Here is a 21,750-nt window from a genome sequence, read left to right as displayed (position 1 = left end):
CATGCCGCTAGGCTCCGACCGGCGCCTGAGGGACGCACAACAACCTCAAGGGATCAGGCGGTTCGCCCGCAGTTCCCGGAACAGGTCGAAAAAGGCCTCGTCCGTGGCCTGATAGGTGGTGAAGCCCAGGCGCCGGCTTTTGGACATGTCGGTCACCACCTCGATGGGACGGCCCAGGTCGGCGTCGGTGTGCCAGGGGCTGGCCAGGCGGCGCAGGTCGGGTTCCACCAGGCTGTGCTTGGCGGCGATGGCGGCCCAGGCCGCGTCGTCCCCGGCCATCTGTTGTTCCAGCGGCAGGATGCCGGTCGCGTCCGTGGCGGTGAACGGGGCGGCCTGCACCCCGAACCAGTCGGCGATGCGGCCCCACATCCATTTCCAGCGGAAGATGTCGCCGTTCACCACGTTGAACGCCTCATCGGCGGCGGCCGGCGTGGTGGCGGCCCACAGCAGGTGCCGGGCCAGCAGGCGCGCGTCCGTCATGTCGGTCAGGCCGTGCCATTGCGCAGGCGAACCGGGGAAGTGGAAGGGCCGGCCCGTCTCCCGGCACAGGGTGGCATAGGCCGCCAGCGTCGTGCCCATGTTCATGGCGTTGCCCACCGCCTGGCCGATGATGGTGTGGGGGCGGTGGACGCTCCAGCGGAAGCCGTCGCGGGCGGCGGTGGCGAACACCGCGTCCTCCTGCGCGTAATAGAAGTTATCGACGTCCAGCCGGCCCTGGTCTTCCCGGAACGGGGTTTGGGGCAGGCTGCCCTTGCCATAGGCTTCGAACGGCCCGAGATAGTGCTTCAGCCCGGTGACCAGGGCCACGTGGCGCAGCGTTGCAGCCGCGCGCACGGCATCCAGCACGTTGCGCACCATGGCGGCGTTGACGCGGATGTTCTCCGCCTCCGTCGCCTGGCGGCTCCAGGTCGTCAGGAAGATGTGGGTGGGGCGCACGTCGGCCAGGGCCAGGGCCACGGCGGCCGGGTCCTGAAGGTCGGCGGAGACGGGCGCCACGCCGGCCTGCGTTGTCGGTGTGCGCGACAGTCCCGCCACCCGCCATCCCTGTTCCACCAGCAGTGCGGCCGTCGCGCGGCCCACGATACCGGTGGCGCCCACCACCAAGGCTGTCTCGGTCATCACTCATTGCTCCTTGTTGATGGGGGGAGGCTAGAGGTAAGCAGGGCGTCGGGTCCAGACGGCACCAGTTTGGGACATAGGCACCAAAAGGTATCCAGCCAATGATCAGCGGCAGCCCGGATGACGACTGGCGGGAGGATTGCGCCCCCCGCCGCGTGCTTGAGATCTTCACCGCCAAGTGGACCAGCATGATCCTGCATGCGCTGCACGCCCTGCATGGTGGCCGCTGCCGTGCCGGCGTCCTGCACCGCAGCCTGCCCGGCATCTCCAAGAAGATGCTGACCCAGACCCTGCGGGAGATGGAGGAGAGCGGACTGGTGGAACGCCGCGTGCACGACACCCTGCCGCCCAGCGTGGATTACGGCCTGACGCCCCTGGGCCAGCGCTTCATCGAACCGGTCGAGATGCTGTACGACTGGGGGCGCCGCAACGCCGATGCCCTGGACGCGCTGAAGCCCCGCGTCACCTCGCGCCGGCGGTCGCCGCCGTCCGAGTGACCATCATAGCGTCCTTTGGAAAAAGGCCACGACAGCGGCGTTGAAGTCGCGGTGGAAGGCGGCGCGGTCGAAGCCGGGTTCGCTCTGGCAGAGGGCGGGGACCGCCTGTTCCAGGGTGGCGGAGCACGGGACCAGGAAGTCGAAATGGCGGGCATGGTCCACCACATGGCTTTCCGGCGGGGTGGGCAGGGCCAGGCGCACGGCCTCGGCATAATAGGGGTGGGGCAGGATCTCGTCATCCGCCGCCCGCCACAACTGTACCGGCGCGGTCACGTCCTTCAGTCCGCCGCCGGTGAAGGCGAAACCCAGGGCGGGGGCGGCCACGACCAGGGCGCGGATGCGCGGGTCGGGGGTGACGCGCGGCCGGCCCATGGGATGGCCGGACGACATGCCGGCCGGCGGGCGAGCGGCCATCAGCCGGCAATCGAAGAAATCCGGATGGGCGGCGCAATGGGGGCCGATCGCGGCCAGGTCCAATTGTCCGCCCGCCGCCGCCAGCACGGTGAACCCACCGGCGGAAAAACCGAAGGCGCCCACCCGATGGCCGTCCACGACATCCGCCCAGGTGGCGGTGATATGGCTGATCAGCAGGCGCAACTGTCGCGGCCGGTTGGGCAGGTCGGTGGCCCGGCTCTGGTCCTTCACATTGTCGCCGGTATGGGTCAGGGCCGCCACGACGAAACCGGCATCGGCCAGGGCCCAGGCGGTGTCGGCATGGCCGGTGGCGTTGCCGCCGTTGCCGTGGGACACGACCACCAAGGGCAGGCCGGTGCCGCGCACCGGCGCGTCGGGCGCCACCGTTTGTACCAGCGGGCCCACGGCGGTGGGCTGGGCCGGTGCGTCGGTGGGGTACCAGATGGCGACCTCCACCGGTGGGTTGCTGCCGTCCGGCATGGACAGCCAGCGGAAGCCCACGGCGGCCTGGGCCTGGACGGGCAACAGGGGGGCGGACAGGACAAGGCAGAACGATAGGGCCATGATCAGGCGGCGCATGGGGTTCACATCCATGATGGTGAAGGGCGATCCTGGCGTTATCGGCGGATTTCCCCAGGGAATCCGCCGCTCGTGCGCGAACGGGCGAACGGGTTCGCGGATGGGCGAGGGGGCAGTTGGCGACGTGGCCGTTCGCCGGTGGGCGGCCATCCGTGTTATGAAGGCACTCGTGACGGTGGCCCGAACGGGGCGGGGGCATGGACGGCGTCTGGCGGCAGGTTTTCGGGGACGGGCGGTCCTGGGTGCGGGCGTTCGCGCTGGCGAGCGTCGTGGGCGTGGCGCTGGGTCTGATCGGCCCGTTCGGCAGTTTCTATAACGACTCGCTGATCCTGCTGCTGGCCTATTGGGTGGCGGCGCAGTGGCTGGGAACGGCCATCCTGGGGGTTGTCCTGCGCCTGGCCTTCGTTAATGCCCGAGGCTGGGATTGGCGGAAAAGAATGGGCCTGGCGGCACTGGTCGCCGTCCTGGCCGCCCTTCCTTTGGCGATCGCCTGCCGCCTGTTGGCGTTGACCCTGTGGCCGGGGCCCATCGCCCGCATCGGCTGGCCGCTGTGGTATGGCCAGACGCTGCTGATGGCGCTGTGCAGCGCGTACGGCTATGGCGCGGTGGCCGGGCATTTGCGCCGGTCGCCGGCCGGCCAGGAAGGGTCGCCGGAATCGCAAACCGCCGGCACGCCTGCCTCCTCTTTCCTCGCCCGCCTGCCGGCGGCGCTGGGCCGCGATCTGCTGGCGCTCAGCATGGAGGATCACTACGTGCGCGCCCACACGCCGCTGGGCTCCGCCCTGGTGTTGATCCCCCTGCACCAGGCCGTCGCCGAACTGGACGATGTGCCGGGCATGAGGGTGCATCGCTCCTGGTGGGTGGCGCGGGCCGCCGTGGCGGGGCTGGTGCGCGACGGGCGGAACCTGCGCCTGCGCCTGGTCACGGGGCTGGAGGCGCCGGTGGCGCGCACCAGCGTGGCCGCCGTGCGGGCCGCGGGTTGGCTGGATGACCAACGGGCCGGCATCGCGAATGGGCGCCATGCCGAATGATGGCGGCGCGATGGGGAACGGTTGCCGCATAAGGGGCGCGACATCGTTTTTCCTGCATGGGACCCCGCGTGATGCCCCTTACCCCCGACCAGGTCGCCGACGGCCAGTTGCAGGCCTACAACGCCAAGGACATCGACACCTTCATGACCTATTGGGCAACCGATGCCCGCATCTACCAGCATCCCGACACGCTGCTGGCGTCGGGGGCGGCGGAGATCCGGGCGCGGCACGTGACGCGGTTCCAGGAGCCCAACCTGCACGGCCATCTGGTGCAGCGTCTCTGCGTGGGCAACACCGTGGTGGACCGCGAGGTGGTGACCCGCACCTTCCCGGAAGGTACCGGCACCCTGGACGTGCTGGCGATCTATGAGGTGACGGGCGAACGCATCACCCGCGCCTGGTTCGTCACCGGCGCCCCTGTACTGGACAAGCTTGACGATACACACGCTGGATAAGGGAAGCACCCCCGTGACCATCACGATTTACGGAATCAAGAATTGCGACACCATGCGCAAGGCCCGCGACTGGCTGGCCGCGCGCGGCGTCCCCCATGCGTTCCACGACTACAAGGCGGTGGGCATCGACCACGACCGGCTGGCGGCCTGGTGTGACGCGCTGGGTTGGGAGACGGTGCTGAACCGCGCCGGTACCACTTTCCGCGCCCTGCCGGAGGCGGAGCGGCAGGATCTGGACGTGCCCAGGGCGATCACCCTGATGCTGGCCCAGCCCTCCATGATCAAGCGCCCCATCCTCGATCTGGATGGCCAACTGATGGCCGGCTTCAAGCCGGAGCGCTATGAGGCCGCGTTCGCGGCGGCGGGGCTCTGAAGCCCACCTTCCCGAGTCTGCCTTGCCGGCGCGCGGCTGTTCCTAACGAAGAACAGTCGTGCGGGCACGCCTGGGGGCTCAGGTCGCCCTGACCCCCCAGGAATAGATGGAGCCGGAACGGGAACGGAAAAAGGAACAGGATGAGAACATTTGTTCTTGTAGTTCCCGGAACGTTCTGGCAACACTAAGCCCATGAACGGCTGGGCGGAACAGTCCCGATGCCGGAACAGGCAAGGTGGAGGGGTAAATGGCGTACATCGCGGTCGACCATCCGATGCGTGGGATCAGCTTTTCCCCGAAAACCAACCTGTTGCGCCGCCGTGCGCTGATCCAGGCCGGCGCCAATGGCGGCCGCCTGGTACGGGATTTCCTCGCGCTGGCCAGCCTGTTCGCCACGCTCTATGGCGCCGTCGTCATTCTGGGCGCCGCCATGGGGTCGTAGGACCCCGAAGCTTTAGCCTTTAAAAGAAAAGCCCCGTCGGATGCGCGATCCGGCGGGGCTTTTCTTTACCTGCCCATCCTGTCCCAGGAAGGCCGCCGCGGGTCAGCGGCGCTGGGCGCGGTGGTAGGGGATGGGGATGGGGCGGGCCGCGTTTTCTTCCTTGCGGCTGGCCGACATCTCGATCTCCATGCGGGCGATGACCTTGCGCAGTTCATGCAGCGCGTCGGTCAATCCCTGCATGCCGCCTTCCGGGTTGGCCTTCCAGGCGGCGTAGGCTTCGGCGCTGCGCTGGGCGGCCCCGGCCATCCGCTGGTCCGCCGGCTCCGTCGGCGTCTCGGCCGCTTCCAGGCGGGCCGGGTTGCGCTGCTGCTGGCGGTAGGGATATTCGGTGCCCACCGGCCGATCGCCGTACGGGCGATCCAGCATCTGCTCCATCGATTCCGTGGGCTGACCCAGGGATGGCTGACGGTCGCCGAAGGCGCGCTGGCCCTGGCTGACGGCCGGCGGCTGGCTGCGTTCCTGGGCGGCGTTGGCCACGGCGGCACCGGTCAGGGTGCGGCGCTCGCCCCGCGGACGGTCGCCGCCGAAGCGGTTGCCGTCGGCGGCGCGGCCTTCGCCCTGGCGCGGCTGCTCACCCTCGGGGCGCGGCTCCTGGGTGCGCTGTTCGCGCGGCTCACGACCTTCGGCAGAACGCGGCCCGCGTTCGGTGCGGGGGCCACGTTCGCCGGCGGCGCGCGGCGGCCGGCCGGCCGGGGGAGGGGCGACGGAAGGCTGCGGGGCCTCGACCGGAGCGGCGGCCACGGTGACCGCCGGCTGTTCCAGCGGCAGCGCGGGTGCCAGGGGGGCTTCAACCTTGGGGGCCCGCGGCGCCCTGGGCGCCGGCGCGGGGGGCGTGACGGCTTCGCCCGTGGCGGCGTCCGTCGGGGCCACGTCTACCACCGGTGCGGCCGCGACCGGTGTGGCTTCAGGCGGTGTGGCCGAAACGGGGGCGTCGGTACCTTCTGCCTCCGGGGCGCCGCTGGTCTCCGCCTTGCGGACGATGTAGGAAATGGCGCTGGGCGTGCAGTCGAACTCCCGCGCGATCGCCGACAGCGTGGCGCCGGCGCGATAGCGTTCCAGGATGGAGGGCCAGGCGGACTGGGGAATGCGGCCGCGCCGCTTCGGCGCGTCGCCGTCGACTTCCTTCTCGACGCCTTCCTGGATTTGAATATCGCTGGGCTGCCACAGGGGCTCTTGGGTCATGTCTGTCACACATCATTCAAAGGGCCGGCAGCCGAACGATGGGGGGCTGACCCGGCGGTCACGGACTGTATGCGGCGGGGGTGCCGGTCACGCGAGCCTGGGCTCGGCGGGCGGCATCCCCTGCTTGTCCCTTTAGCCGAGAGTCCGGCTTGTGGGGCGCGCACTTTAAAAAGCGATATTCAAAACCCTAAGTATTCGTGCATCTTTATAATTAAAAGACCATTGAATACACGCGCCGGCCGATGCGAGGGACCGCCTTTTGACGGCGGCGCGAGGTTTGTGAAAATCTGTCAGAACTTCATTGCCGACCCGCCGCCGGGCATGTCCGCCGAGGCTAGGCAATGACAATCAAGTCCTGACCTTTATTTAAAAGAAAATCCGGGGACTGCAAGCGCTGATTCCGGGGTGTGCGCTTTTTTTAAAATAAGCCTTCCCCGACTCGTGGCCTATGTCGGGATCATGACCATGCCCTGGGCGGAACGGCAGCGGCCGGCCTTCCATACGGTTTCCCCGGTTAAGTGTTTTTAAAATTGATGAAATGCCGCCGGCCGTAATCAATCACGACTCCGGCCACAGCCAGGCGGCCCCCCGTACGCCGCTGGAATCGCCGTGGCGGGCGGGGCGGATGGGCGTGTCCACGTCGGGTGAAAAACACCAGGCGGCCAGGCGGGCCGGCAGCGCGCCATACAAATGCGCCAGGTTGGACAGGCCCCCGCCCAGCACGATCACGTCCGGGTCCAGAAGGTTGACGACGCCGGCCAGGCCGCGGGCCAGCCGGTCCAGATGCCGCTCCAGGGCGGCGTGCGCGCCGGCATCGCCTGCCGCCGCCAGGGCCGCGACCTCCACCGCGGCCAGCCGGCGTCCGGTGGCGCGCGCATGGTCGTCGGCCAATCCGGGGCCCGACAGCCAGGTTTCCAGGCACCCGTGCCGCCCGCAATAGCAGGCGGGGCCTGGGCGCTCATCTTCAGCGCCCAGCATTTTGCCGGCCGGCTGGGGCCAGGGCAGGGGGCTGTGGCCCCATTCCCCGGCGGCGGCATGGCGGCCGGTGACGATGCGGCCGTCCACGACGATGCCGCCACCGCAACCGGTACCCAGGATGGCGGCGAACACGGTGCGGCAATCGGCGCCGGCGCCATCGGCCGCCTCCGACAGCGCCAGGCAGTTGGCATCGTTCTCAAGCCGCACGGGGCGACCGACGGCGGCGGCCAGGTCGCGGTCCAGCGGGCGGCCGATCAGCCAGGTGGAATTGGCGTTCTTAATCAGGCCGGTACGGGGCGACAGCACGCCGGGAATGCCCACGCCCACCGGGGCGGCCGATCCGGCGCCGATCCGCCCGTCCAGCCAGGCAACCAGGCTGGCAACGGCGGCCAGGGTTGCGCCATAATCGCCGCGTGGTGCCGGAACGCGCCGGCGCGCGATTTCCGCACCGTCGGCATCCAGCGCCAGGCCTTCGATTTTGGTGCCGCCCAGGTCGATGCCGATGCGGGCCATGGCCGTCTCCCCATCCGTTCATGTGCAAATCAGGGCGGCATAACGAAGGTCTGCCTCCAAAGAACCGCGTCAAGCGGACGCGAATGCCACCCGGACTCTTGCTCATGGTGGGCACGTGGGTCTAAAAGTACAAGATGTGGTGGATGCGGGGGCCTGATCGCGGGCGTTCCCCCAGGGTTTCGATCTCCCGGGGGATGTCTTCATGGGGATGTGCCGCGCCGCCGCCACGGACGCTTGCTTTTCACTGAAGATGGAATCCCGCGCCATGACGCGTGCCCGTTTGTTTGCTGCCCCGCTCCTGTCCCTCATGCTGGTCGGGCTCGCCGGTGGCCCGGCCTTCGCCGCCGATGCCTCGACGGCCAAGAAAAGCACCGCCACCAAGGCCGCCGCCACGCCCAAGAAGGCGAAGACGCCGGTCGCCAAGACCCCCAAGGATGAGGGGCCGTGCTACACGAAGTCCGAATTCGATGCCGAACAGGCCATCCGCTTCCACACCCGCCTGATGGTGATCGGCCTGACCTGCCAGCAGCTGGGCGGCAATTACGAAGGCCTGTACGTCCGCTACAAGAAGTTCACCCTGGCGCACAAGACGCAGATCATCGCCTGGGAAGATGAGCTGATCGCGCGCTATCGCCGCACGTCCAAGGCCAACCCCAACCGGGCGCTCGACACCCTGCGCACGCACCTGGCCAACGAGATGTCGCAGCACATCACGGCCGTTTCCACCGATGTGTTCTGCGCCGCCCATGCCGACAGCCTGGCTGCGGCCGAATTGATGAGCGACGCGGACGTGGTGAAGACCGTCACGAACGATGCCGTCATCCGGGTGTCGGAATTGCCGCGGTGTGACCTGCCGCGCCCCACCGTCACCGCGTCGACCGCCGCCGACCGCGTTACCGGCCTGACGCCGGCCGCCGCGTCGGCGCCGGTCGATGCCAAGGACGCGGGTGCCGCCAAGGGCGCGTCGCATTGATGATATGCGCGGCATGGGGCCGCGCGGATGAGGTGCTTGGCCGCCCCTGCCGCATCGGCTGGCATGGGCGGCCCCACGTATGAAGTGAGGCGGGTCACAGGGCCGTCCATTAAGAAGGCCTAAGGTCCTAAGGGGCGGGGCCCAGGCTCTGACAAAGGGATGGGTGGCTAAGTAACGCTAGTCCCATTTGCGTGCTAGCAATCGAAAAGCCTGGGGTTATTTAATCCGCCTACAAGAAAGCGCGCCCTTCGCGGGTTCGCGCTTCAATAAAGGAGACCGGGTTATGCCCAATAGAATAGGCCTTCGCGCGCCGCTGGATATTTTGGCGGGCTCCAGGCGTGGGGACGAGTCCTTTGGACTGGACGGTCCAGGCGGCGCGAGGCCGGTTCTCCCCGATCCCGCGGGATATGTGATCGAGGTCGATGACGAGGCCATCGGGCTGGTGACGGCGCATCCCCAGGGCATGGCTTTCCATGCCGTGCACCTGCGCGCCCAGGCCCTGGACGGACAAGTCTTCGCGGATGCCGCCGCCGCGCGCAACGCGGCGGAATCAGCTTTTTATGGTCGCGATTGACGCGGACCTAACTAAAGCCTTACCACTGGGAAATATGGAATAGGCAGGCTGGCCGTCGGCTACTTTCCAAATATGCCCCCAATCGGGGGTCTTGAAAAAATCCGTCAAAGTTTAACCTTAATTGACGGCCATCAACGTGACGTCCTGACGGACCGAACGGCGTAGCTCACAAGGCTGGGTTGCTCCCCGTTCGATGTTGAAGGATTGAATTAACTCAGCACGTTGTCTAACCCTGCCTTTAGGCGGGACAAGCAAAAGCGTCGTGTGACGGCGCGAAGGGTAGTCTTAATTCAACCGAGGGTTCCGTTGGGGAGACAAACCCCTCGGTCCGAAGGAGGAGAAGCGAAAAATGAAACTCCATCACTCTTTACTGTGCGCGGCTGCGGCCATCGCGCTCGGTACGCCGGCGGTTGCGCTGGCGCAGGCCACCGTTGACCAGGGTTACTACATCGGCGCCCAGGCTGGCGTTGATTGGGCTGACAAGACCGATCTGAAGAGCACGGCCGGCACCGACCATGCCTCGTTCCAGAGCTCGCCGACCGGCATCATCGATGGCGGCTACAAGTTCGGCAACGGCGTGCGCGTCGGCGTCGAAGTCGGCTACGGCGGCAGCACCGTCGGTGACATCACCGGCCCGGGTCCGGGCCGCGCTGGTGGTGCCGGTGAGGTGACGGCCTTCACGTTCATGGCCAACACCTACTACGACTTCAAGGTCGACGGCCCGCTGCGCCCGTACGTGGGCGTGGGCATCGGTTTCGGCCGCTACAAGTTCGATGGCGTGGGTGACCTGTACACCCCCGGCAACGTGGTTGAGACCTCCACGACCGCCTTCACCTACCAGGCTGAAGCCGGCGTGGCGTACGCCATGAGCCCGAACCTGGAATTCACGGTCGGCTACCGCTTCATGGGCACGCCGGAAACCACCTACGATCCGTCGGGTGCGCCCAGCTTCAAGGCCGCTTACCAGAGCCACTCGGTCCTGGTTGGCCTGCGCTACACCTTCGGTGCCGCGTCCGAGCCGCCGGCTCCCCCGGCCCCGCCGCCTCCGCCCCCGCCGCCGGTGGCCAAGCCCGTGCCCCCGCCCCCGCCGCCCCCGGCGCCGTCCATCTCCCGTAACTTCACGGTCTTCTTCGACTGGGATAAGACGGATCTGTCGGCTGATGCCCGCACCGTGCTGGACAACGCCGCCAAGGACGCTGCCACCGGCCACATCACCAAGATTCAGGTCACCGGCTATACCGACCGTTCCGGTACGGATGCCTACAACCTGAAGCTCTCCGTGCGCCGCGCCGAAGCGGTGAAGGCTTACCTGGCGTCCAAGGGCGTCGGCGCCTCCATCGCCACCGACGGCAAGGGCGAGACCGATCCGCTGGTCCCGACCGCGGACGGTGTGCGCGAGCCGTCGAACCGTCGCGCCGTCATCATTTTCCCCTGATCTGATCAGGGCGGGCGATGACCGGGCCACAAGCCAGGTCATCGTCTCCGGATGATGAAGGCGCCGGCCGGCATTCGTTAAGGGTGCCGGACGGCGACAGAAAGGAAGGGGTGCCGCCTAACCCGCGGCGCCCCTTTCTTTTTGCCTTGATCGGCGGGTACGCCCGCTGATCAAGGCGCATATGACAACGGCGGCTCCGGGTGACCGGGCCGCCGTTGTCATATTTCATTTTCAAATACGGTGGTGCTGAAAGGCTGCCCGAAATGGATCAGGTCAGCGGGCCGATGCCGCGCTGGATCGCCCAGACGGCCGCTTGGGTGCGGTTCTGCGCGCCGATTTTGCGCATCACGTTCTTGAAGTGCATCTTCACCGTGGACTCGGTGATTTCCAGCCGGCGGGCGATGGATTTATTGGACTGCCCCGCCAGCAGGCAACCTAGGATCTGAATTTCGCGCCGCGACAGGTCGGCGGTGGCGGCGACCAGGTCGGCAGGGGTGGGGCCTTGCGGTGCTTGCGCCTGTGCCACCAGGGTGGCGGCGCGGGGCGGGAAGACGGCGTCGCCGGCCAGGATCAGTTCCAGCGCGTCGCGCAGGGTGGCAACGCCGGAGGATTTGGACAGATGACCGTCCAGGCCGGCGAACAGACTGGCCTTCAGCACCGAATCACCGTTGTCGGAGGTCAGGACGGTGATGCGGGAATGGGGGGCGGCGGCGCGCAGGCGGCGCAACTCGCTGGCCACCCGGGGCGGATCGATGCCCCAGGGATCGACCATGATCAAATCAGGCGCTGGGCCGTCCCGCAGCACCTTCAGTGCTTCCTCAACGGTGGGTAGCGGGGGAAACAGCTGGAAGCTGTCCTCGCCGATCAATGTACCCAGCGCCGCTCCGAACAACTGATCCTGGTCGATCAGAAGAACGCTGCGGCTTGTCATTATCATTTTCCCCATCGTGATTGCGGTCTCCCCCTTTGGCGACCGTTTATAAAAAATTTTACTAACATTGTCCCGATACTCGAGAACACACCGTACTAACCTGTTAACGGCTTATTCGAGTCCGGGCCAGGTAATAGATCGCCAGTTCTATTGCGACAATCCTATGGGAAAGCGTCCAGGAACGCCATGTTTCTGTTGCGGCATATCTGAAAACGGGTCACAGTCTATCACATCGTGTGGTGGATCGTTTGTTCCGTCCCGGGAAATGACAGCTGCGGGTTAATCCCGCGGCGATGGGGTTCCCGGGAAAAAAGGTTAGGCGTGCCCCATTTTGGCCGTGTTCGGATGGTCACAATGGGGAACAAGTCGCTTAACAGCCAGGGCGGCGCATTCATCCATCAGGCTTAGGACGGGGCCAGCTGGCACCATCCATAGCTTGGCGATCACGGAAGGGGCCGCCGTCAGGGGGCCCGATGCCGGATGAAGGCGTTTTGGATGGCCTGGGCCGGAAGTGGCCGGACTCAAACGTGAGGTTCCAGATGATGAGCATGACCGCGCGTTTTCCCGGGACCGTCAGCAGTCTAGCCGAGGATGGTTTGGAAAACGGAAACGCCGGCGTGGGCGCCTCGCCCCGCCACCGCACATTTCTTGTCGTGGATGGCCAGGCGCTGGTGCGCCGTGGGGCCGCCCTGATGCTGACCTCCCAATTCCCGGGATCGTCGGCGCTTGAGGCCGGCACCGTGGAGGAGGCGTTGGTTCAGGCCATGTCCGCCCCCGGCATCGACCTTGTCATGCTGGACCTGGACAGCCTGTCCGGCAGCCGGGTCGAGGCGATCTCCCAACTGACGTCGGCGCTTGGCAATGTCCCCGTCGTGGTCGTTTCGGCCGTGCAGGAAGGGGACGAGGTCATCGCCTCTATCCGCGCCGGGGCTCGTGCCTACGTGCTGAAGACCGGCCCGACGGAGGTGCTGGAACGCACGCTGACCCTGATCCTGTCGGGTGAGAATTATGTGGCCATGCCGCGCCAGGCGCTGACCGCCGCCCTGGCGGGGGTGCGTGGCGCCTCGGGTCCCGCCATGGGCCAGGTGCCGGCCAATCGGGAGGCCGCGCTGGCGGACCGCCTGACGGAACGTCAGCAGGATATCTTCCGGCTGATCCTGGCCGGTTGCTCCAACAAGGAAATCGCGCGGGAACTGGGCGTGCTGGAAGGCACGGTAAAGGTTCACGTCCGGGCGGTGATGCAGAAGCTGGGCGCCAAGAACCGCACGCAGGTTGCGGTGGCCGCCGCCCGTAGCGGCTTTGGCAGCATGGCTTTCATGGGCACGCTTACCAATTGATCCATCGCCGCCGCGCCTTCGGTGCGCGGCAGGATGAATTCCGACGCAGGGGCCCCTTGGGGGCCCCTGCTGTCGTTTCGGGCGTCGGTGTTGCCTACCAAGAGGGCGTAAGGATTGCCCTCACGCCCTCTTGGGAAGTAGGACGCCCACGCCTGGCGCTAGTCGAACAAAGCGTCGATGTCGGCCTGGGAAATGGTCTGGCCGCCGTCCTTGACGGGGCCGTGCAGTTCCAGCCCTTCGTCACTCTTATGGATGGAGGGGGGCAGGGGCATGGTTTCGAACTCCTTGGAGTTCCACAGCCCCATCATCGCTTCCACCCGCTCTTCAATGAAGGCCAGTGCCTGGACCACCTTGGTGATTCGCTGGCCGGTGAGGTCCTGAAAGTTACAGGCCTCGAAGATACGCAGGGTGACTTCGTTCAGGTCCTTGAGGCGGGAGTTCTGATAGCCTTCCGGCAACTGGGCCCGGACCTCGTTGACGATGTCGTCAACTTCCTCGGCCGCCTGGATGATGCTGTTGGTGGCCACTTCGGTGGACGCGACCACGGCGCTCAGCTGCTGGCTGGCCTCCATGAACGTGTCGTCCTTGGCCAAGGGATGGCGCAGGGCCGCCATTTCCAGCTTGGTGGCCTTGATGCGGCCGGCGATGTCGGCGATCTCCACATGGATCGCCTCGATCTGGGTATGGTCGGTGCTGAGGAACCGGTCCAGCTTGCTGCCGAGATGCTGGATGGCCTCCATCACCTCGGACGTGTCCAGGCGGATCTCCTGGGCGGGTGTCAGCGGGGTCAGTGCTGCGGCCGTTGCCGTTGGTAGTGACAGCAATTCGACGACGCCGGGCCGATCCTGCGCCCGCCGATGCCGTTGAATCTCCGCCATGAAAGGCCGCTGACCGTCCTGCGCCATCCCTGGAACCCCTTAGCTCAACCGTCGCTTCGATGCACCGTCACGGCATCACCTACCCTAAAGTATATGTCTTTAGGGGGTAATTTCGCCGGCGACCCATTCAACATGGGCTATGCCTTGGGTGAAGCCAAGGCCCTGATGCAAGGCTAGCAGCATTTGTCTTAAGGATTGGTCAAGCTGCCAGGGCGGATTGACGATAATCATGCCCGAGCCGTTCAGACGGTCGACCCGGCCGTCATCGTTCCAGGTCAGTTCAGCGGCCAATATCTTGGGAATGCCGCTGTCTTCCAGCCGCTGGTGCAGGCGCCAGGCCACGGCGCGGTCCTTGACGGGGTACCACAGGGCGTAGATGCCGGTGGGCCAGCGGCCATGGGCCAGGGCCAGGCCGGCAACCAGGCGGTCGAAATCGTCCGGCGCCTCGAACGGCGGATCGATCAGCACCAGGCCGCGCTTTTCCTTAGGGGGCAGGTGGGCCTTCAGCGCCGTCCAGCCGTCCATGTGGTGCACCGCCACCTGGCCATCGCCGCGGAAGACACCCTTCAGGGTTTGCGCGTCTTCCGGGTGCAGTTCAGCCAGGATCAGGCGGTCGTTGGGGCGTAGGAAGGCACGGGCCAGGACGGGGGAACCGGGGTAGAGGCTGATGGGGGCCCCAGCGGCGTGCGGGTCCACGCCGGCGATGGTCCGCACCGCGGCAAGGTAGGGCGCCAGGGCATCGGCACCTTCGCCGGTCAAGGTTCCGGCCGCCGTGGCGCTCAGCAGTTGCTGGATGCCCAATGCGGCCTCGCCCGTACGGGTGGCGGCATCGCTGGTCAGGTCATAACGGCCGATGCCGGCGTGGGTGTCCAGCACGGCGAAGGGCGTCGGTTTGGCCGTCAACCGGGTCAGCAGCAGCGCCAGGATGGCGTGCTTCATGACATCGGCCGGGTTGCCGGCGTGGAAAGCGTGGCGGTAGTTCATGGGGGCGGAGCATGCCAGCAAAGGCATCAAACCGGCAACGCCGACACACCATCCGTCCCGCGCTAAAAAGGAAAGGCCGCCCCGACGGGACGGCCTTTCACGAAAGCGGTAACAGGAACCGAAGGGCTCAGCCCACCGGCGTGCCGGTGGTGGTGTCCTGCTCATAGACGCGGCGGGTGCGCGGGGTGACGGCCGTGGGCGCGTCGTCGCTGCAACCGCTGCCGTCGATCAGCGAGGCGTTGACCGAGTTCAGGCTGACCAGGTTGCTGCGCACCTTGCAGGCATAGGCGTGGGCCGTCTTGCCGGTGCCGCCGTTGTAGCGGGCGACGGCGGCCGCCCAGCTGCCGGCGGTGGCGCGCAGGCGGGCCAGCATGCGGGCCGCGTACTCAACATTTTCCTTAGGGTCGACGATCTTTTCCACCGGGCGGAACGCGGCCTTGTGGTCGGACAGCGACAGCTGCATGCAGCCGGCGGTCACGTCCTGGCGCAGATTGCCCTTGGGATCGCGCAGATACTTGGCGGCGGCGCTGGGCGTCGGGGCGAAGTGGACATTGCCCTTCACGTTGACGGCGTACGCCTCGGAAGAGATGGACTGGCCGCTTTCCACCAGCGCCACGGCCAGCAGCAGGCCGGACGGCACGCCGGCCTCTTTCTCCGCCTGAAGGATATGGTCGAGGCAGGCGGCGTGGGCAGGCGCCGCACCGGCAAGGCCGGCGGCAACCAGCAGGCCCGTGAACAGCGTCTTGATCGAGAAGGACTTGAAGGACCAGCCAGGGGCGGAGGCATTGACCGATTCGGATTCGGACTCCTTGCCTAGAAGGGCGTCGCTGTGGCGGCGCGCGATCTGCATAAGAGTCCTCCATCGTCGTCACTGGCATCGGCGACCCCGTGTCGCGATGTCCATCTGCCGTGTTGTGCGGGGTTCCCCATCGCACGTCCCCGCTCGCGGGCGGGGTATTCCGATCAGGCCACCGATACTTCAGTGCGGTGGCCGCTCCCTTACCAAATGGGTCAGTCTGTCGTCGCGGGACCAGCCGGAAGGCCTATATCCATGCAACGACCGCATAGCAATCGCAGACAAAACGCAGCGGGTCAACAAAAAATAAGGCCGGAGTGTGGCGGCGCTGCCACGCCACACCCTGTCAGGCAGGGGCACCATGCCCCATGCGGTCAGCGAATCCAAGGGCTTATGGTGCGGCATGATGCCCGGGCGTTAACCGAATCCGACGCTACGCCTAGTGCGTTCCCGCCGGTTGCCCCCCAGGAATGGACGGGCCATAACAGGGCGCACCGACCGCCCCCATGGAACTGAGTCCCAAGATGCCGTTTCCCGACCATGAGACCCTGATGGGGCAGGCCTATGACGCGCTGGGCGCGGGCGACGAGGCGGCGGCCGAGCGCGCGTTGTCCGCCGTCGTGGCCGGCTGGCCGGATGACGCGGAGTCGCGGGGTCAGTTGGGTGCCTTGCTGCGGCGCCAGGGCCGCGCGGCGGAGGCCACGCCCCACTTCGCGCAGGCGGCTCGGCTGGAGCCTGGCCGGGCGCTGTGGGTGGTGGAACAGGCCGCTTGCCTGGAAGAGGCCGGGCACGGCGATGCCGCCTGGGTGCTGGTGGCGGCGGCATTGGGGCAACGCGCCGACGACGCCGGGCTGCACCGCCTGGCCGCCCGCCTGCTGCTGGCGCGCGGCGATACTGAAAAGGCCCTGGCCCATGCCCGCGAGGCGCGCTTCCTGGCGCCGGGCGATCTGGAGGGCGCGGTGGCAGGTGGGCCAGGTGCTGGTGGATGCCGGCGATCCGCTGGGGGCCGCCGAGATGCTGGAGCCGCTGCTGGCCCACGCCCATCCGGCCGATCCGGCCTTGGCCCACGCCCTGGTGCTGCAGGGCCGGGCCTGGGCCGCGCTGGCGGAGGTGGAAAAGGCCGCCCGTTGCTGGCGCCAGGCGCTGGAGGTTGACCCAGAGGATGCCGGTGGCGCCGCCCGCCTGCTGGCCATGCTGGAGGCCGCACAGGCCGCCGGCGGGGCGGCGGACCTCACACCCACCTATGTGAAGGCGCTGTTCGACCGCTACGCCGACCGTTTCGACGCCGATCTGACGCGCAAGCTGCGCTACCAGGCGCCAGACCTGTTGCGGCAGGCGCTGGACGGGGTGCTGGGCGGGCGCACCGGCTTGGACATCCTGGATATCGGCTGCGGCACGGGCCTGGGCGGCGTGGTGGTGAAGCCGTTGGCGCGGCATCTGGCGGGTGTCGATCTGTCGCCCCGCATGGTGGAGCACGCCCGCGCCCGAGGGCTGTACGACCGGCTGTGGGACGCCGACCTGATGGGCGCGCTGGCCGAGGCCGACGCCGCCTGGGATCTGGTGCTGGCGGCCGACGTGCTGGTCTACCTGGGCGATTTGGCGCCGGTATTCCAGGCGGTGGCCCGGGCGTTGCGGCCCGGTGGCCGCTTTGCCGCCACGGTGGAGCGCTGGACGGGCGAGGGCGATCACATCCTGCGCGAAAGCCGCCGCTATGCCCATGCCCAGGCGCATGTCGAGGCGGCGGCGCGGGGGGCGGGCCTTGCCGTCGAGCATCTGGCCGGCGTGGCGCCCCGATGGGAAAAGGGCCGCCCGGTGGACGGCCTGCTGTTCATCCTGAAAAAGGACTGATGGGGGTCACATCAGCAGGGCCAGCAGCAGCGGTACCAGCAGGGCGGTGACCAGGCCGTTCAGCGCCATGGCGATGCCGGCGAAGCTGCCGGACAGGGGGCTCATGGTATAGGACATGGCGGTGCCCACGCCGTGCGCGGCCAGCCCCATGGACAGGCCCCGGGCCCGCTCGTCCCGGATTTTCAGCCAGCGCAGCAACAGCGGGCCGAAGATGGCGCCCACCATGCCCGTGACCATGACCATGGCGGCGGTCAGCGACGGGATGCCGCCGATACGTTCCGATATGCCCATGGCGATGGGGGTGGTGACCGACTTGGGCGCCAGCGACAGCACGGTCTGCCTGTCGGCGCCCAGCAACTCGGCGATGCCCACGGCCGACACCACGGCGGTGGCCGACCCCGCCAGCAGGGCGATGGTCAGCGGCAGGGCCCCCCGGCGCACGTCGGCGCGATGGCGCCACAGCGGCACGGCCAGGGCCACGGTGGCGGGGCCCAGCAGGAAATGGATGAACTGCGCGCCATTGAAATAGGTGGTGTAGGGCGTGTCCGTCGCCACCAGCAGGATGATGACGAACAGGGCCGCCAGCGCCACCGGGTTGGCGAAGGGGCTGCGGTTGGTGCGGTTGTAGATCTCCACGCCCACCAGATAGGCGATCAGCGTGGCGCCCAGCCACCACAACGGGCTGGCCGAGAGATAGACCCAGACTTCGTTCAGATGCCCGACGCCGCCCATCACAGCACGCCGCCAGCCGAGGGGCTGTCGGTGGCATCCGTATCGAACGGATCGGTGCCGGGCGCCTCATCGGGCGGCGGTACAGGCGTCCCCTGGGGCACCCGGCCACCGAAGCGGCGGTCGGCCCATACGAAGGCGCCCGCCGTCACCGCGATGGCCAGCAGCGAACTGCCGAGCAGCGACAGCACGATGGCCGGCCCCTGGGTCAGGAAGCGCTGGCCGTGCTGCACGATGCCCACGCCGGCCGGCACGAACAGCAGCGACAGGTTGCTGAGGATGCCGTCCGCGGTGCTGGACATCACCTTGCTGGGGCCCCCGCGCAGGGCGAAGACGCCCACCAGCAGCAACAGGCCCAGCACGGGCCCGGGGACGGGCAGGTGCAGGGCATGCACCAGTATTTCCCCGATCAATTGGCAAACCACCAGCGTGGCGAGGGCACCGACCATGGCAGACTCCGTCATGTGAGGCGGCTTCCGGAGGGAATCCCCGAAAGGCCTGACGCGGTGGGTTGGTGGATGTGGCTTATTGCCGGGCAGGCTGGCCCGAGAATGATGTTGCGGTCAACGGGTGTGGCGCGCGGGGGTGTCCTGTCGCGTCAGCATCCCCCCGGCCACATCGGTTTCTACCGGCCGGTGCCGTCGGTGTCTGCGGGCGTGTCGGTGAGGACCAGAGGCCGTGCGCCCTGGGCCAAGAGATCCAGCCCGGTGGCGCCCAATCGCGCCTCCAGCCATTGGCCGTCGGTGGTGAGACTGGGCAGGGGTCGGGTGCTTTCCCTGTCCTCGACCGCGCCCAGGCGCACGACCTTCACGCCGCTGTCCTGGCGAAAGTGCGCCAAGGCGTTGTCGAGTGCCGTCTCGAAGGCGGCGCCGGTGCCGGGACGCAGGCGGGCCAGGCGTCCGCGCCACCCGGTGGCGACGGGCACTGCCGGCGCCAGCACCAGCACGGCGCGGCAGCCGCGCAGCCGGTCCAGCCGTTCGGCCAGGCTGTCGGCGGTGGCGGCATGGTCCAGGGCCAGCAGGCCCAGTCGGTTCAAGGTCAGCCCCTGGACCAGGTCGTTGGGACGGCCCCAGGCGTTTTCCGCCGGCTCATCCGCGCCCAGGCCCATGGCCAACAGGCGATGCAGGGCGCGGCCGGGCCCGTTGTGGCCGGGGCCGTGGCCCGGGCCGCCCCAGGCCATCAGGTGGGGCACGCTGGCCATGAGGGCGCGCCGTTCCGCCAGGGCGCCACCGGTGGGGGCTCCGTCCGGCCCGACGCCGTGCGGCACCAGGCCGCTCAACGCCAGCATATGAAAAGGCTGTGCCCGGTGGCGTGATAGCAGGGCCGACCAGGGGGAGGGGCCGGGTGCCGCCCCGTCGCCGCCGGCATCCGCCAGCGCCACGCGGGGCGGCACCGCCAGGCCAGGCACGGCGAACGTCCACGGCGTGCCCAGGTCCAGGAAGCCATAGTCGGCCCGCCCATCCTGCGCGCCCCGGGGCACGGCGAAGTCATAACGCCAGGCGGTATTGCCCTGGGGCAGCAGGCCAAGCCAGCGCGGCGGCACCGGCAGGCCCACGCCGGCCACGGTCAGGTCCGGCGGCTCCTCCGCCGCCGATGCCGCATTCGGCGTGACGATGACGACGGTGACGCGCCAGCGGTCGCCCTGGGCGCCCCGGGCCAGCAGCAGGGGCCCCAGCGTCAGGATGGGTTGGGTGGGACGGCGGCGGCGTTTCATGGCGGCGGACCATGGACGAACGCCCCCGGTGGAGGCAAGACCCATGGCGGGCGCCTGTCACAAGAGGTACGCCGCCGGCTATTGCGCGCCCAGCCGATCCAGGATGCGCTGGTGCAGGGGGTGGCGCGCCAGCGCGTCGTCCAGGCGGTCCAGCGCCGCCGCCACGTCCAGGGCCTCCGCGTTCACCTCCAGTGCCGCCGCCTCGAACGCCCGCCACAGCGGTTTCAACTGGGCCACCAGCGCCTCGCCCGCCGGGGTCAGGGTCAGGCGCCGGCGCCGGGCATCCTCCGGATCGGCCTGGGTGACGGCCAGCCCCGCCTTTTCCAGCGATTGCCGCGTCTGGCTGACGGACACGTGGGTGATGCGCAGGCGGCTCGCCAATTCACCCACCGTCAGCGGGCCGTTCAGCGCCACCTGGTTCAGCACGCCGAACCAGCGCTGTTCGAAATTGATGCCCAATGAGGCGTAGACCCGGGTGGCGTCGCCGTCCATCGCCTCCGACAAACGTCGCAGGCGGGCGCCCAGGGCGGCCCCGCCCAGGCGGCGGGAGTAATCATCCCCCGCCTTGTCCGTCGATGTCTCATCCATGCTTCAGATCTCTTGACAGATATGTAGGTACCTACAGACTGTGGCGCGGCTGGGCACCGATGTCCAGCGAAGCGGTGGGGGAGGCGTGGGTATGGAAACGAATCTGACGCGGCGGCATGTGTTGGTGGGGGCCGGTGCCCTGGCCCTATCCCGGCCGGCGCGGGCCACGGCGGACCTGGACGGACGCATCCGGCGAATCTTCAGTGGTGCCGGCGTTCCCGGCGCGGCGGTAGGCTATGCCCGCGACGGCCGGGTGCTGCTCGCGCGCGGCTACGGCCATGCCGATCTGGCGCGCCGGACGGCGGTCACCCGCGACACGGTGTTCCCCATCGCCTCCATCACCAAGACGGTGACGGCGCTGGCCATCCTGCGCCTGGTGGAACAGGGGCGGTTCGGGCTGGACGATCCGGTGGGGCCCTTCCTGGATTTCCCGGTGGTCAATCCCCATCACCCGGACCTGCCCATCACCTTTCGCCAGCTTCTGACCCACAGCTCCAGCATTTCGGATGAGAAATATTACGCGGTGGATTTTCGCCACTGGGGTGGGGACACGCCGCTGGCTCTGCGCGACATGCTGGTGGGTTATCTGGTGCCGGGCGGCACCTATTATGATGCCGACACCTGTTATGCCGCCGGCGCGCCCGAGGCCGCCTGGGACTACTGCAACGTCGGTTTCGGCCTGCTGGGCTATCTGGCCGGCCGCATCGGCGGCATGGACGCGCGCATGGACATACGCCGGTTCCTGATGGCGCCATTGGGCATGGGGCACAGCTATTGGACCCTGGCGGAGGTGCCGGCGGCCTTGGCCGCCACGCCCTACGACATGGTTGATGGCCGGCCCCGGCGGGTGGCGACCATGGGCTTCCCCGACTGGGGGGCCGGCATGCTGCAATCCTCCGTCGCCGACTTCACCCGTTATGTCGGGGCCTGCGCCAATGCGGGGGAGGCGGGCGGCGTGCGCCTGCTGCAATCCTCCACCATGGCGGCCATGCTGGCGCGCCAGCCCGTGGCGGGCTTGCCCGGCTGGCTGACGGGCCAGGGGCTGGGCTGGATGATGGGGCCGCTGGACGGTGTCGACCGGTGGGAGCATTGGGGCGGGTCGGAAGGCATCTTCACCGTGGCCTATCTCGACCCGGAACGGCGCCAGGGTGTGACCATCCTGACCAACGCCACCGCCACCGACCCCATCAAGGCGGCGGTGAAGCAGGTGGCGGCCCTGCTGCTGCGTGAGGGGGTGCGATAATTAAGCGGCGCGAGGCCGGCCTCGCGCCGTCATAGGCCCCGACGGGGCCGCCGGAGCCTTTTGGGGAGCGCAGCGGA

Annotated in this window: 24 protein-coding genes; 12 read left to right on the top strand and 12 right to left on the bottom strand. The window is 68.1% G+C overall.

What is annotated here, in order from left to right:
• Nucleotides 1-45: 45 nt before the first annotated feature.
• A complete protein-coding gene (locus PW843_16225) occupies nt 46-1,119 on the bottom strand; it encodes an SDR family oxidoreductase (GenBank protein ID MDE1148148.1) in 1,074 nt (357 codons plus the stop codon).
• 101 nt (nt 1,120-1,220) lie between these two features.
• Here PW843_16225 and PW843_16220 point away from each other — a divergent pair, with 101 nt between their 5' ends.
• Nucleotides 1,221-1,616, top strand: a complete 396-nt coding sequence (locus tag PW843_16220) for a helix-turn-helix domain-containing protein (protein MDE1148147.1) — start codon at nt 1,221-1,223, stop codon at nt 1,614-1,616.
• A 3-nt stretch (nt 1,617-1,619) separates the two neighbouring features.
• On the opposite strand, the gene PW843_16215 is transcribed toward PW843_16220, so the two are convergent.
• Entirely contained in the window at nt 1,620-2,609 is a 990-nt protein-coding gene (locus tag PW843_16215) for a hypothetical protein (GenBank protein MDE1148146.1), read from the bottom strand.
• A gap of 197 nt (nt 2,610-2,806) precedes the next feature.
• Between PW843_16215 and PW843_16210 the strand changes: the two genes are divergently transcribed.
• From PW843_16210 to PW843_16195, 4 genes are all read left to right on the top strand, one after another.
• Nucleotides 2,807-3,640 carry a LytTR family DNA-binding domain-containing protein gene (locus PW843_16210; GenBank protein MDE1148145.1) on the top strand — a complete coding sequence of 278 codons (834 nt, stop codon included), beginning with the start codon at nt 2,807-2,809 and terminating at the stop codon, nt 3,638-3,640.
• Nucleotides 3,641-3,711: 71 nt separating this feature from the next.
• The gene (locus PW843_16205) at nt 3,712-4,095 is read left to right on the top strand and encodes a nuclear transport factor 2 family protein (protein MDE1148144.1); all 384 of its coding nucleotides are present in this window, start codon (nt 3,712-3,714) and stop codon (nt 4,093-4,095) included.
• A 13-nt stretch (nt 4,096-4,108) separates the two neighbouring features.
• Nucleotides 4,109-4,468: an arsenate reductase gene (locus PW843_16200; GenBank protein MDE1148143.1), complete on the top strand. Its 360-nt coding sequence runs from the start codon at nt 4,109-4,111 to the stop codon at nt 4,466-4,468.
• Nucleotides 4,469-4,715: 247 nt separating this feature from the next.
• A complete protein-coding gene (locus tag PW843_16195; GenBank protein MDE1148142.1) occupies nt 4,716-4,910 on the top strand; it encodes a hypothetical protein in 195 nt (64 codons plus the stop codon).
• A gap of 102 nt (nt 4,911-5,012) precedes the next feature.
• Here the strand turns inward: PW843_16195 and PW843_16190 are convergent, their stop codons facing one another.
• Together PW843_16190 and PW843_16185 are read right to left on the bottom strand one after the other, a co-directional pair.
• Nucleotides 5,013-6,152 carry a hypothetical protein gene (locus tag PW843_16190; GenBank protein MDE1148141.1) on the bottom strand — a complete coding sequence of 380 codons (1,140 nt, stop codon included), beginning with the start codon at nt 6,150-6,152 and terminating at the stop codon, nt 5,013-5,015.
• A gap of 558 nt (nt 6,153-6,710) precedes the next feature.
• Nucleotides 6,711-7,643: an ROK family protein gene (locus tag PW843_16185; GenBank protein MDE1148140.1), complete on the bottom strand. Its 933-nt coding sequence runs from the start codon at nt 7,641-7,643 to the stop codon at nt 6,711-6,713.
• 265 nt (nt 7,644-7,908) lie between these two features.
• Here PW843_16185 and PW843_16180 point away from each other — a divergent pair, with 265 nt between their 5' ends.
• From PW843_16180 to PW843_16170, 3 genes are all read left to right on the top strand, one after another.
• A complete protein-coding gene (locus PW843_16180; GenBank protein MDE1148139.1) occupies nt 7,909-8,616 on the top strand; it encodes a hypothetical protein in 708 nt (235 codons plus the stop codon).
• A 283-nt stretch (nt 8,617-8,899) separates the two neighbouring features.
• Nucleotides 8,900-9,190, top strand: a complete 291-nt coding sequence (locus tag PW843_16175) for a hypothetical protein (protein MDE1148138.1) — start codon at nt 8,900-8,902, stop codon at nt 9,188-9,190.
• A 349-nt stretch (nt 9,191-9,539) separates the two neighbouring features.
• Nucleotides 9,540-10,625 (top strand): outer membrane beta-barrel protein, encoded by a 1,086-nt coding sequence (locus PW843_16170; GenBank protein ID MDE1148137.1) that lies wholly within the window; start codon nt 9,540-9,542, stop codon nt 10,623-10,625.
• A 268-nt stretch (nt 10,626-10,893) separates the two neighbouring features.
• Here the strand turns inward: PW843_16170 and PW843_16165 are convergent, their stop codons facing one another.
• Complete coding sequence (locus PW843_16165) at nt 10,894-11,556, bottom strand: response regulator transcription factor (protein ID MDE1148136.1); 663 nt, start codon at nt 11,554-11,556, stop codon at nt 10,894-10,896.
• A 596-nt stretch (nt 11,557-12,152) separates the two neighbouring features.
• Between PW843_16165 and PW843_16160 the strand changes: the two genes are divergently transcribed.
• Nucleotides 12,153-12,893: a response regulator transcription factor gene (locus tag PW843_16160; GenBank protein MDE1148135.1), complete on the top strand. Its 741-nt coding sequence runs from the start codon at nt 12,153-12,155 to the stop codon at nt 12,891-12,893.
• A 158-nt stretch (nt 12,894-13,051) separates the two neighbouring features.
• On the opposite strand, the gene PW843_16155 is transcribed toward PW843_16160, so the two are convergent.
• The 3 genes from PW843_16155 to PW843_16145 form a co-directional block, all read right to left on the bottom strand.
• The gene (locus PW843_16155; protein ID MDE1148134.1) at nt 13,052-13,798 is read right to left on the bottom strand and encodes a protein phosphatase CheZ; all 747 of its coding nucleotides are present in this window, start codon (nt 13,796-13,798) and stop codon (nt 13,052-13,054) included.
• A 72-nt stretch (nt 13,799-13,870) separates the two neighbouring features.
• Nucleotides 13,871-14,755: a 23S rRNA (adenine(2030)-N(6))-methyltransferase RlmJ gene (gene rlmJ, locus PW843_16150; GenBank protein ID MDE1148133.1), complete on the bottom strand. Its 885-nt coding sequence runs from the start codon at nt 14,753-14,755 to the stop codon at nt 13,871-13,873.
• A 127-nt stretch (nt 14,756-14,882) separates the two neighbouring features.
• Complete coding sequence (locus PW843_16145) at nt 14,883-15,605, bottom strand: transglycosylase SLT domain-containing protein (protein MDE1148132.1); 723 nt, start codon at nt 15,603-15,605, stop codon at nt 14,883-14,885.
• Nucleotides 15,606-16,057: 452 nt separating this feature from the next.
• On the opposite strand from PW843_16145, the gene PW843_16140 reads away from it, so the two are divergent.
• Both PW843_16140 and PW843_16135 read left to right on the top strand, forming a co-directional pair.
• Nucleotides 16,058-16,705, top strand: a complete 648-nt coding sequence (locus PW843_16140) for a hypothetical protein (protein ID MDE1148131.1) — start codon at nt 16,058-16,060, stop codon at nt 16,703-16,705.
• A 37-nt stretch (nt 16,706-16,742) separates the two neighbouring features.
• Entirely contained in the window at nt 16,743-17,399 is a 657-nt protein-coding gene (locus tag PW843_16135) for a methyltransferase domain-containing protein (protein MDE1148130.1), read from the top strand.
• A 6-nt stretch (nt 17,400-17,405) separates the two neighbouring features.
• Here PW843_16135 and PW843_16130 read toward each other — a convergent pair whose 3' ends face one another.
• From PW843_16130 to PW843_16115, 4 genes are all read right to left on the bottom strand, one after another.
• Complete coding sequence (locus PW843_16130) at nt 17,406-18,131, bottom strand: LrgB family protein (protein MDE1148129.1); 726 nt, start codon at nt 18,129-18,131, stop codon at nt 17,406-17,408.
• Nucleotides 18,131-18,592 carry a CidA/LrgA family protein gene (locus PW843_16125; protein MDE1148128.1) on the bottom strand — a complete coding sequence of 154 codons (462 nt, stop codon included), beginning with the start codon at nt 18,590-18,592 and terminating at the stop codon, nt 18,131-18,133. Before PW843_16125 ends, PW843_16130 begins: the two co-directional genes overlap by 1 nt.
• 161 nt (nt 18,593-18,753) lie before the next feature.
• Nucleotides 18,754-19,842, bottom strand: coding sequence for a hypothetical protein (locus tag PW843_16120; GenBank protein ID MDE1148127.1), 1,089 nt, complete (start codon nt 19,840-19,842; stop codon nt 18,754-18,756).
• 78 nt (nt 19,843-19,920) lie between these two features.
• The gene (locus PW843_16115; protein ID MDE1148126.1) at nt 19,921-20,430 is read right to left on the bottom strand and encodes a MarR family transcriptional regulator; all 510 of its coding nucleotides are present in this window, start codon (nt 20,428-20,430) and stop codon (nt 19,921-19,923) included.
• 91 nt (nt 20,431-20,521) lie between these two features.
• Between PW843_16115 and PW843_16110 the strand changes: the two genes are divergently transcribed.
• Nucleotides 20,522-21,673, top strand: a complete 1,152-nt coding sequence (locus PW843_16110; GenBank protein MDE1148125.1) for a serine hydrolase — start codon at nt 20,522-20,524, stop codon at nt 21,671-21,673.
• Nucleotides 21,674-21,750 lie beyond the last annotated feature (77 nt).

The sequence above is a fragment of the Azospirillaceae bacterium genome (assembly GCA_028283825.1).
Classification (GTDB): Bacteria; Pseudomonadota; Alphaproteobacteria; order Azospirillales; family Azospirillaceae; genus Nitrospirillum.
Note: the sequence above shows the minus strand (reverse complement) of the source record. Positions and strands in the feature narration are given on the sequence as shown.

Bases quoted from the DNA above. Each gene is read 5' to 3' on its own strand.
- PW843_16120 (MDE1148127.1), bottom strand. From the start codon at position 19,842: ATGAAACGCCGCCGCCGTCCCACCCAACCCATCCTGACGCTGGGGCCC.
- PW843_16170 (MDE1148137.1), top strand. From the start codon at position 9,540: ATGAAACTCCATCACTCTTTACTGTGCGCGGCTGCGGCCATCGCGCTC.
- PW843_16110 (MDE1148125.1), top strand. From the start codon at position 20,522: ATGGAAACGAATCTGACGCGGCGGCATGTGTTGGTGGGGGCCGGTGCC.
- PW843_16195 (MDE1148142.1), top strand. From the start codon at position 4,716: ATGGCGTACATCGCGGTCGACCATCCGATGCGTGGGATCAGCTTTTCC.
- PW843_16225 (MDE1148148.1), bottom strand. From the start codon at position 1,119: ATGACCGAGACAGCCTTGGTGGTGGGCGCCACCGGTATCGTGGGCCGC.
- PW843_16165 (MDE1148136.1), bottom strand. From the start codon at position 11,556: ATGACAAGCCGCAGCGTTCTTCTGATCGACCAGGATCAGTTGTTCGGA.
- PW843_16220 (MDE1148147.1), top strand. From the start codon at position 1,221: ATGATCAGCGGCAGCCCGGATGACGACTGGCGGGAGGATTGCGCCCCC.
- PW843_16190 (MDE1148141.1), bottom strand. From the start codon at position 6,152: ATGACCCAAGAGCCCCTGTGGCAGCCCAGCGATATTCAAATCCAGGAA.
- PW843_16215 (MDE1148146.1), bottom strand. From the start codon at position 2,609: ATGCGCCGCCTGATCATGGCCCTATCGTTCTGCCTTGTCCTGTCCGCC.
- rlmJ (MDE1148133.1), bottom strand. From the start codon at position 14,755: ATGAACTACCGCCACGCTTTCCACGCCGGCAACCCGGCCGATGTCATG.
- PW843_16125 (MDE1148128.1), bottom strand. From the start codon at position 18,592: ATGACGGAGTCTGCCATGGTCGGTGCCCTCGCCACGCTGGTGGTTTGC.
- PW843_16210 (MDE1148145.1), top strand. From the start codon at position 2,807: ATGGACGGCGTCTGGCGGCAGGTTTTCGGGGACGGGCGGTCCTGGGTG.
- PW843_16175 (MDE1148138.1), top strand. From the start codon at position 8,900: ATGCCCAATAGAATAGGCCTTCGCGCGCCGCTGGATATTTTGGCGGGC.
- PW843_16140 (MDE1148131.1), top strand. From the start codon at position 16,058: ATGGAACTGAGTCCCAAGATGCCGTTTCCCGACCATGAGACCCTGATG.
- PW843_16115 (MDE1148126.1), bottom strand. From the start codon at position 20,430: ATGGATGAGACATCGACGGACAAGGCGGGGGATGATTACTCCCGCCGC.
- PW843_16180 (MDE1148139.1), top strand. From the start codon at position 7,909: ATGACGCGTGCCCGTTTGTTTGCTGCCCCGCTCCTGTCCCTCATGCTG.
- PW843_16145 (MDE1148132.1), bottom strand. From the start codon at position 15,605: ATGCAGATCGCGCGCCGCCACAGCGACGCCCTTCTAGGCAAGGAGTCC.
- PW843_16155 (MDE1148134.1), bottom strand. From the start codon at position 13,798: ATGGCGCAGGACGGTCAGCGGCCTTTCATGGCGGAGATTCAACGGCAT.
- PW843_16135 (MDE1148130.1), top strand. From the start codon at position 16,743: ATGCTGGAGGCCGCACAGGCCGCCGGCGGGGCGGCGGACCTCACACCC.
- PW843_16185 (MDE1148140.1), bottom strand. From the start codon at position 7,643: ATGGCCCGCATCGGCATCGACCTGGGCGGCACCAAAATCGAAGGCCTG.
- PW843_16205 (MDE1148144.1), top strand. From the start codon at position 3,712: ATGCCCCTTACCCCCGACCAGGTCGCCGACGGCCAGTTGCAGGCCTAC.
- PW843_16130 (MDE1148129.1), bottom strand. From the start codon at position 18,131: ATGGGCGGCGTCGGGCATCTGAACGAAGTCTGGGTCTATCTCTCGGCC.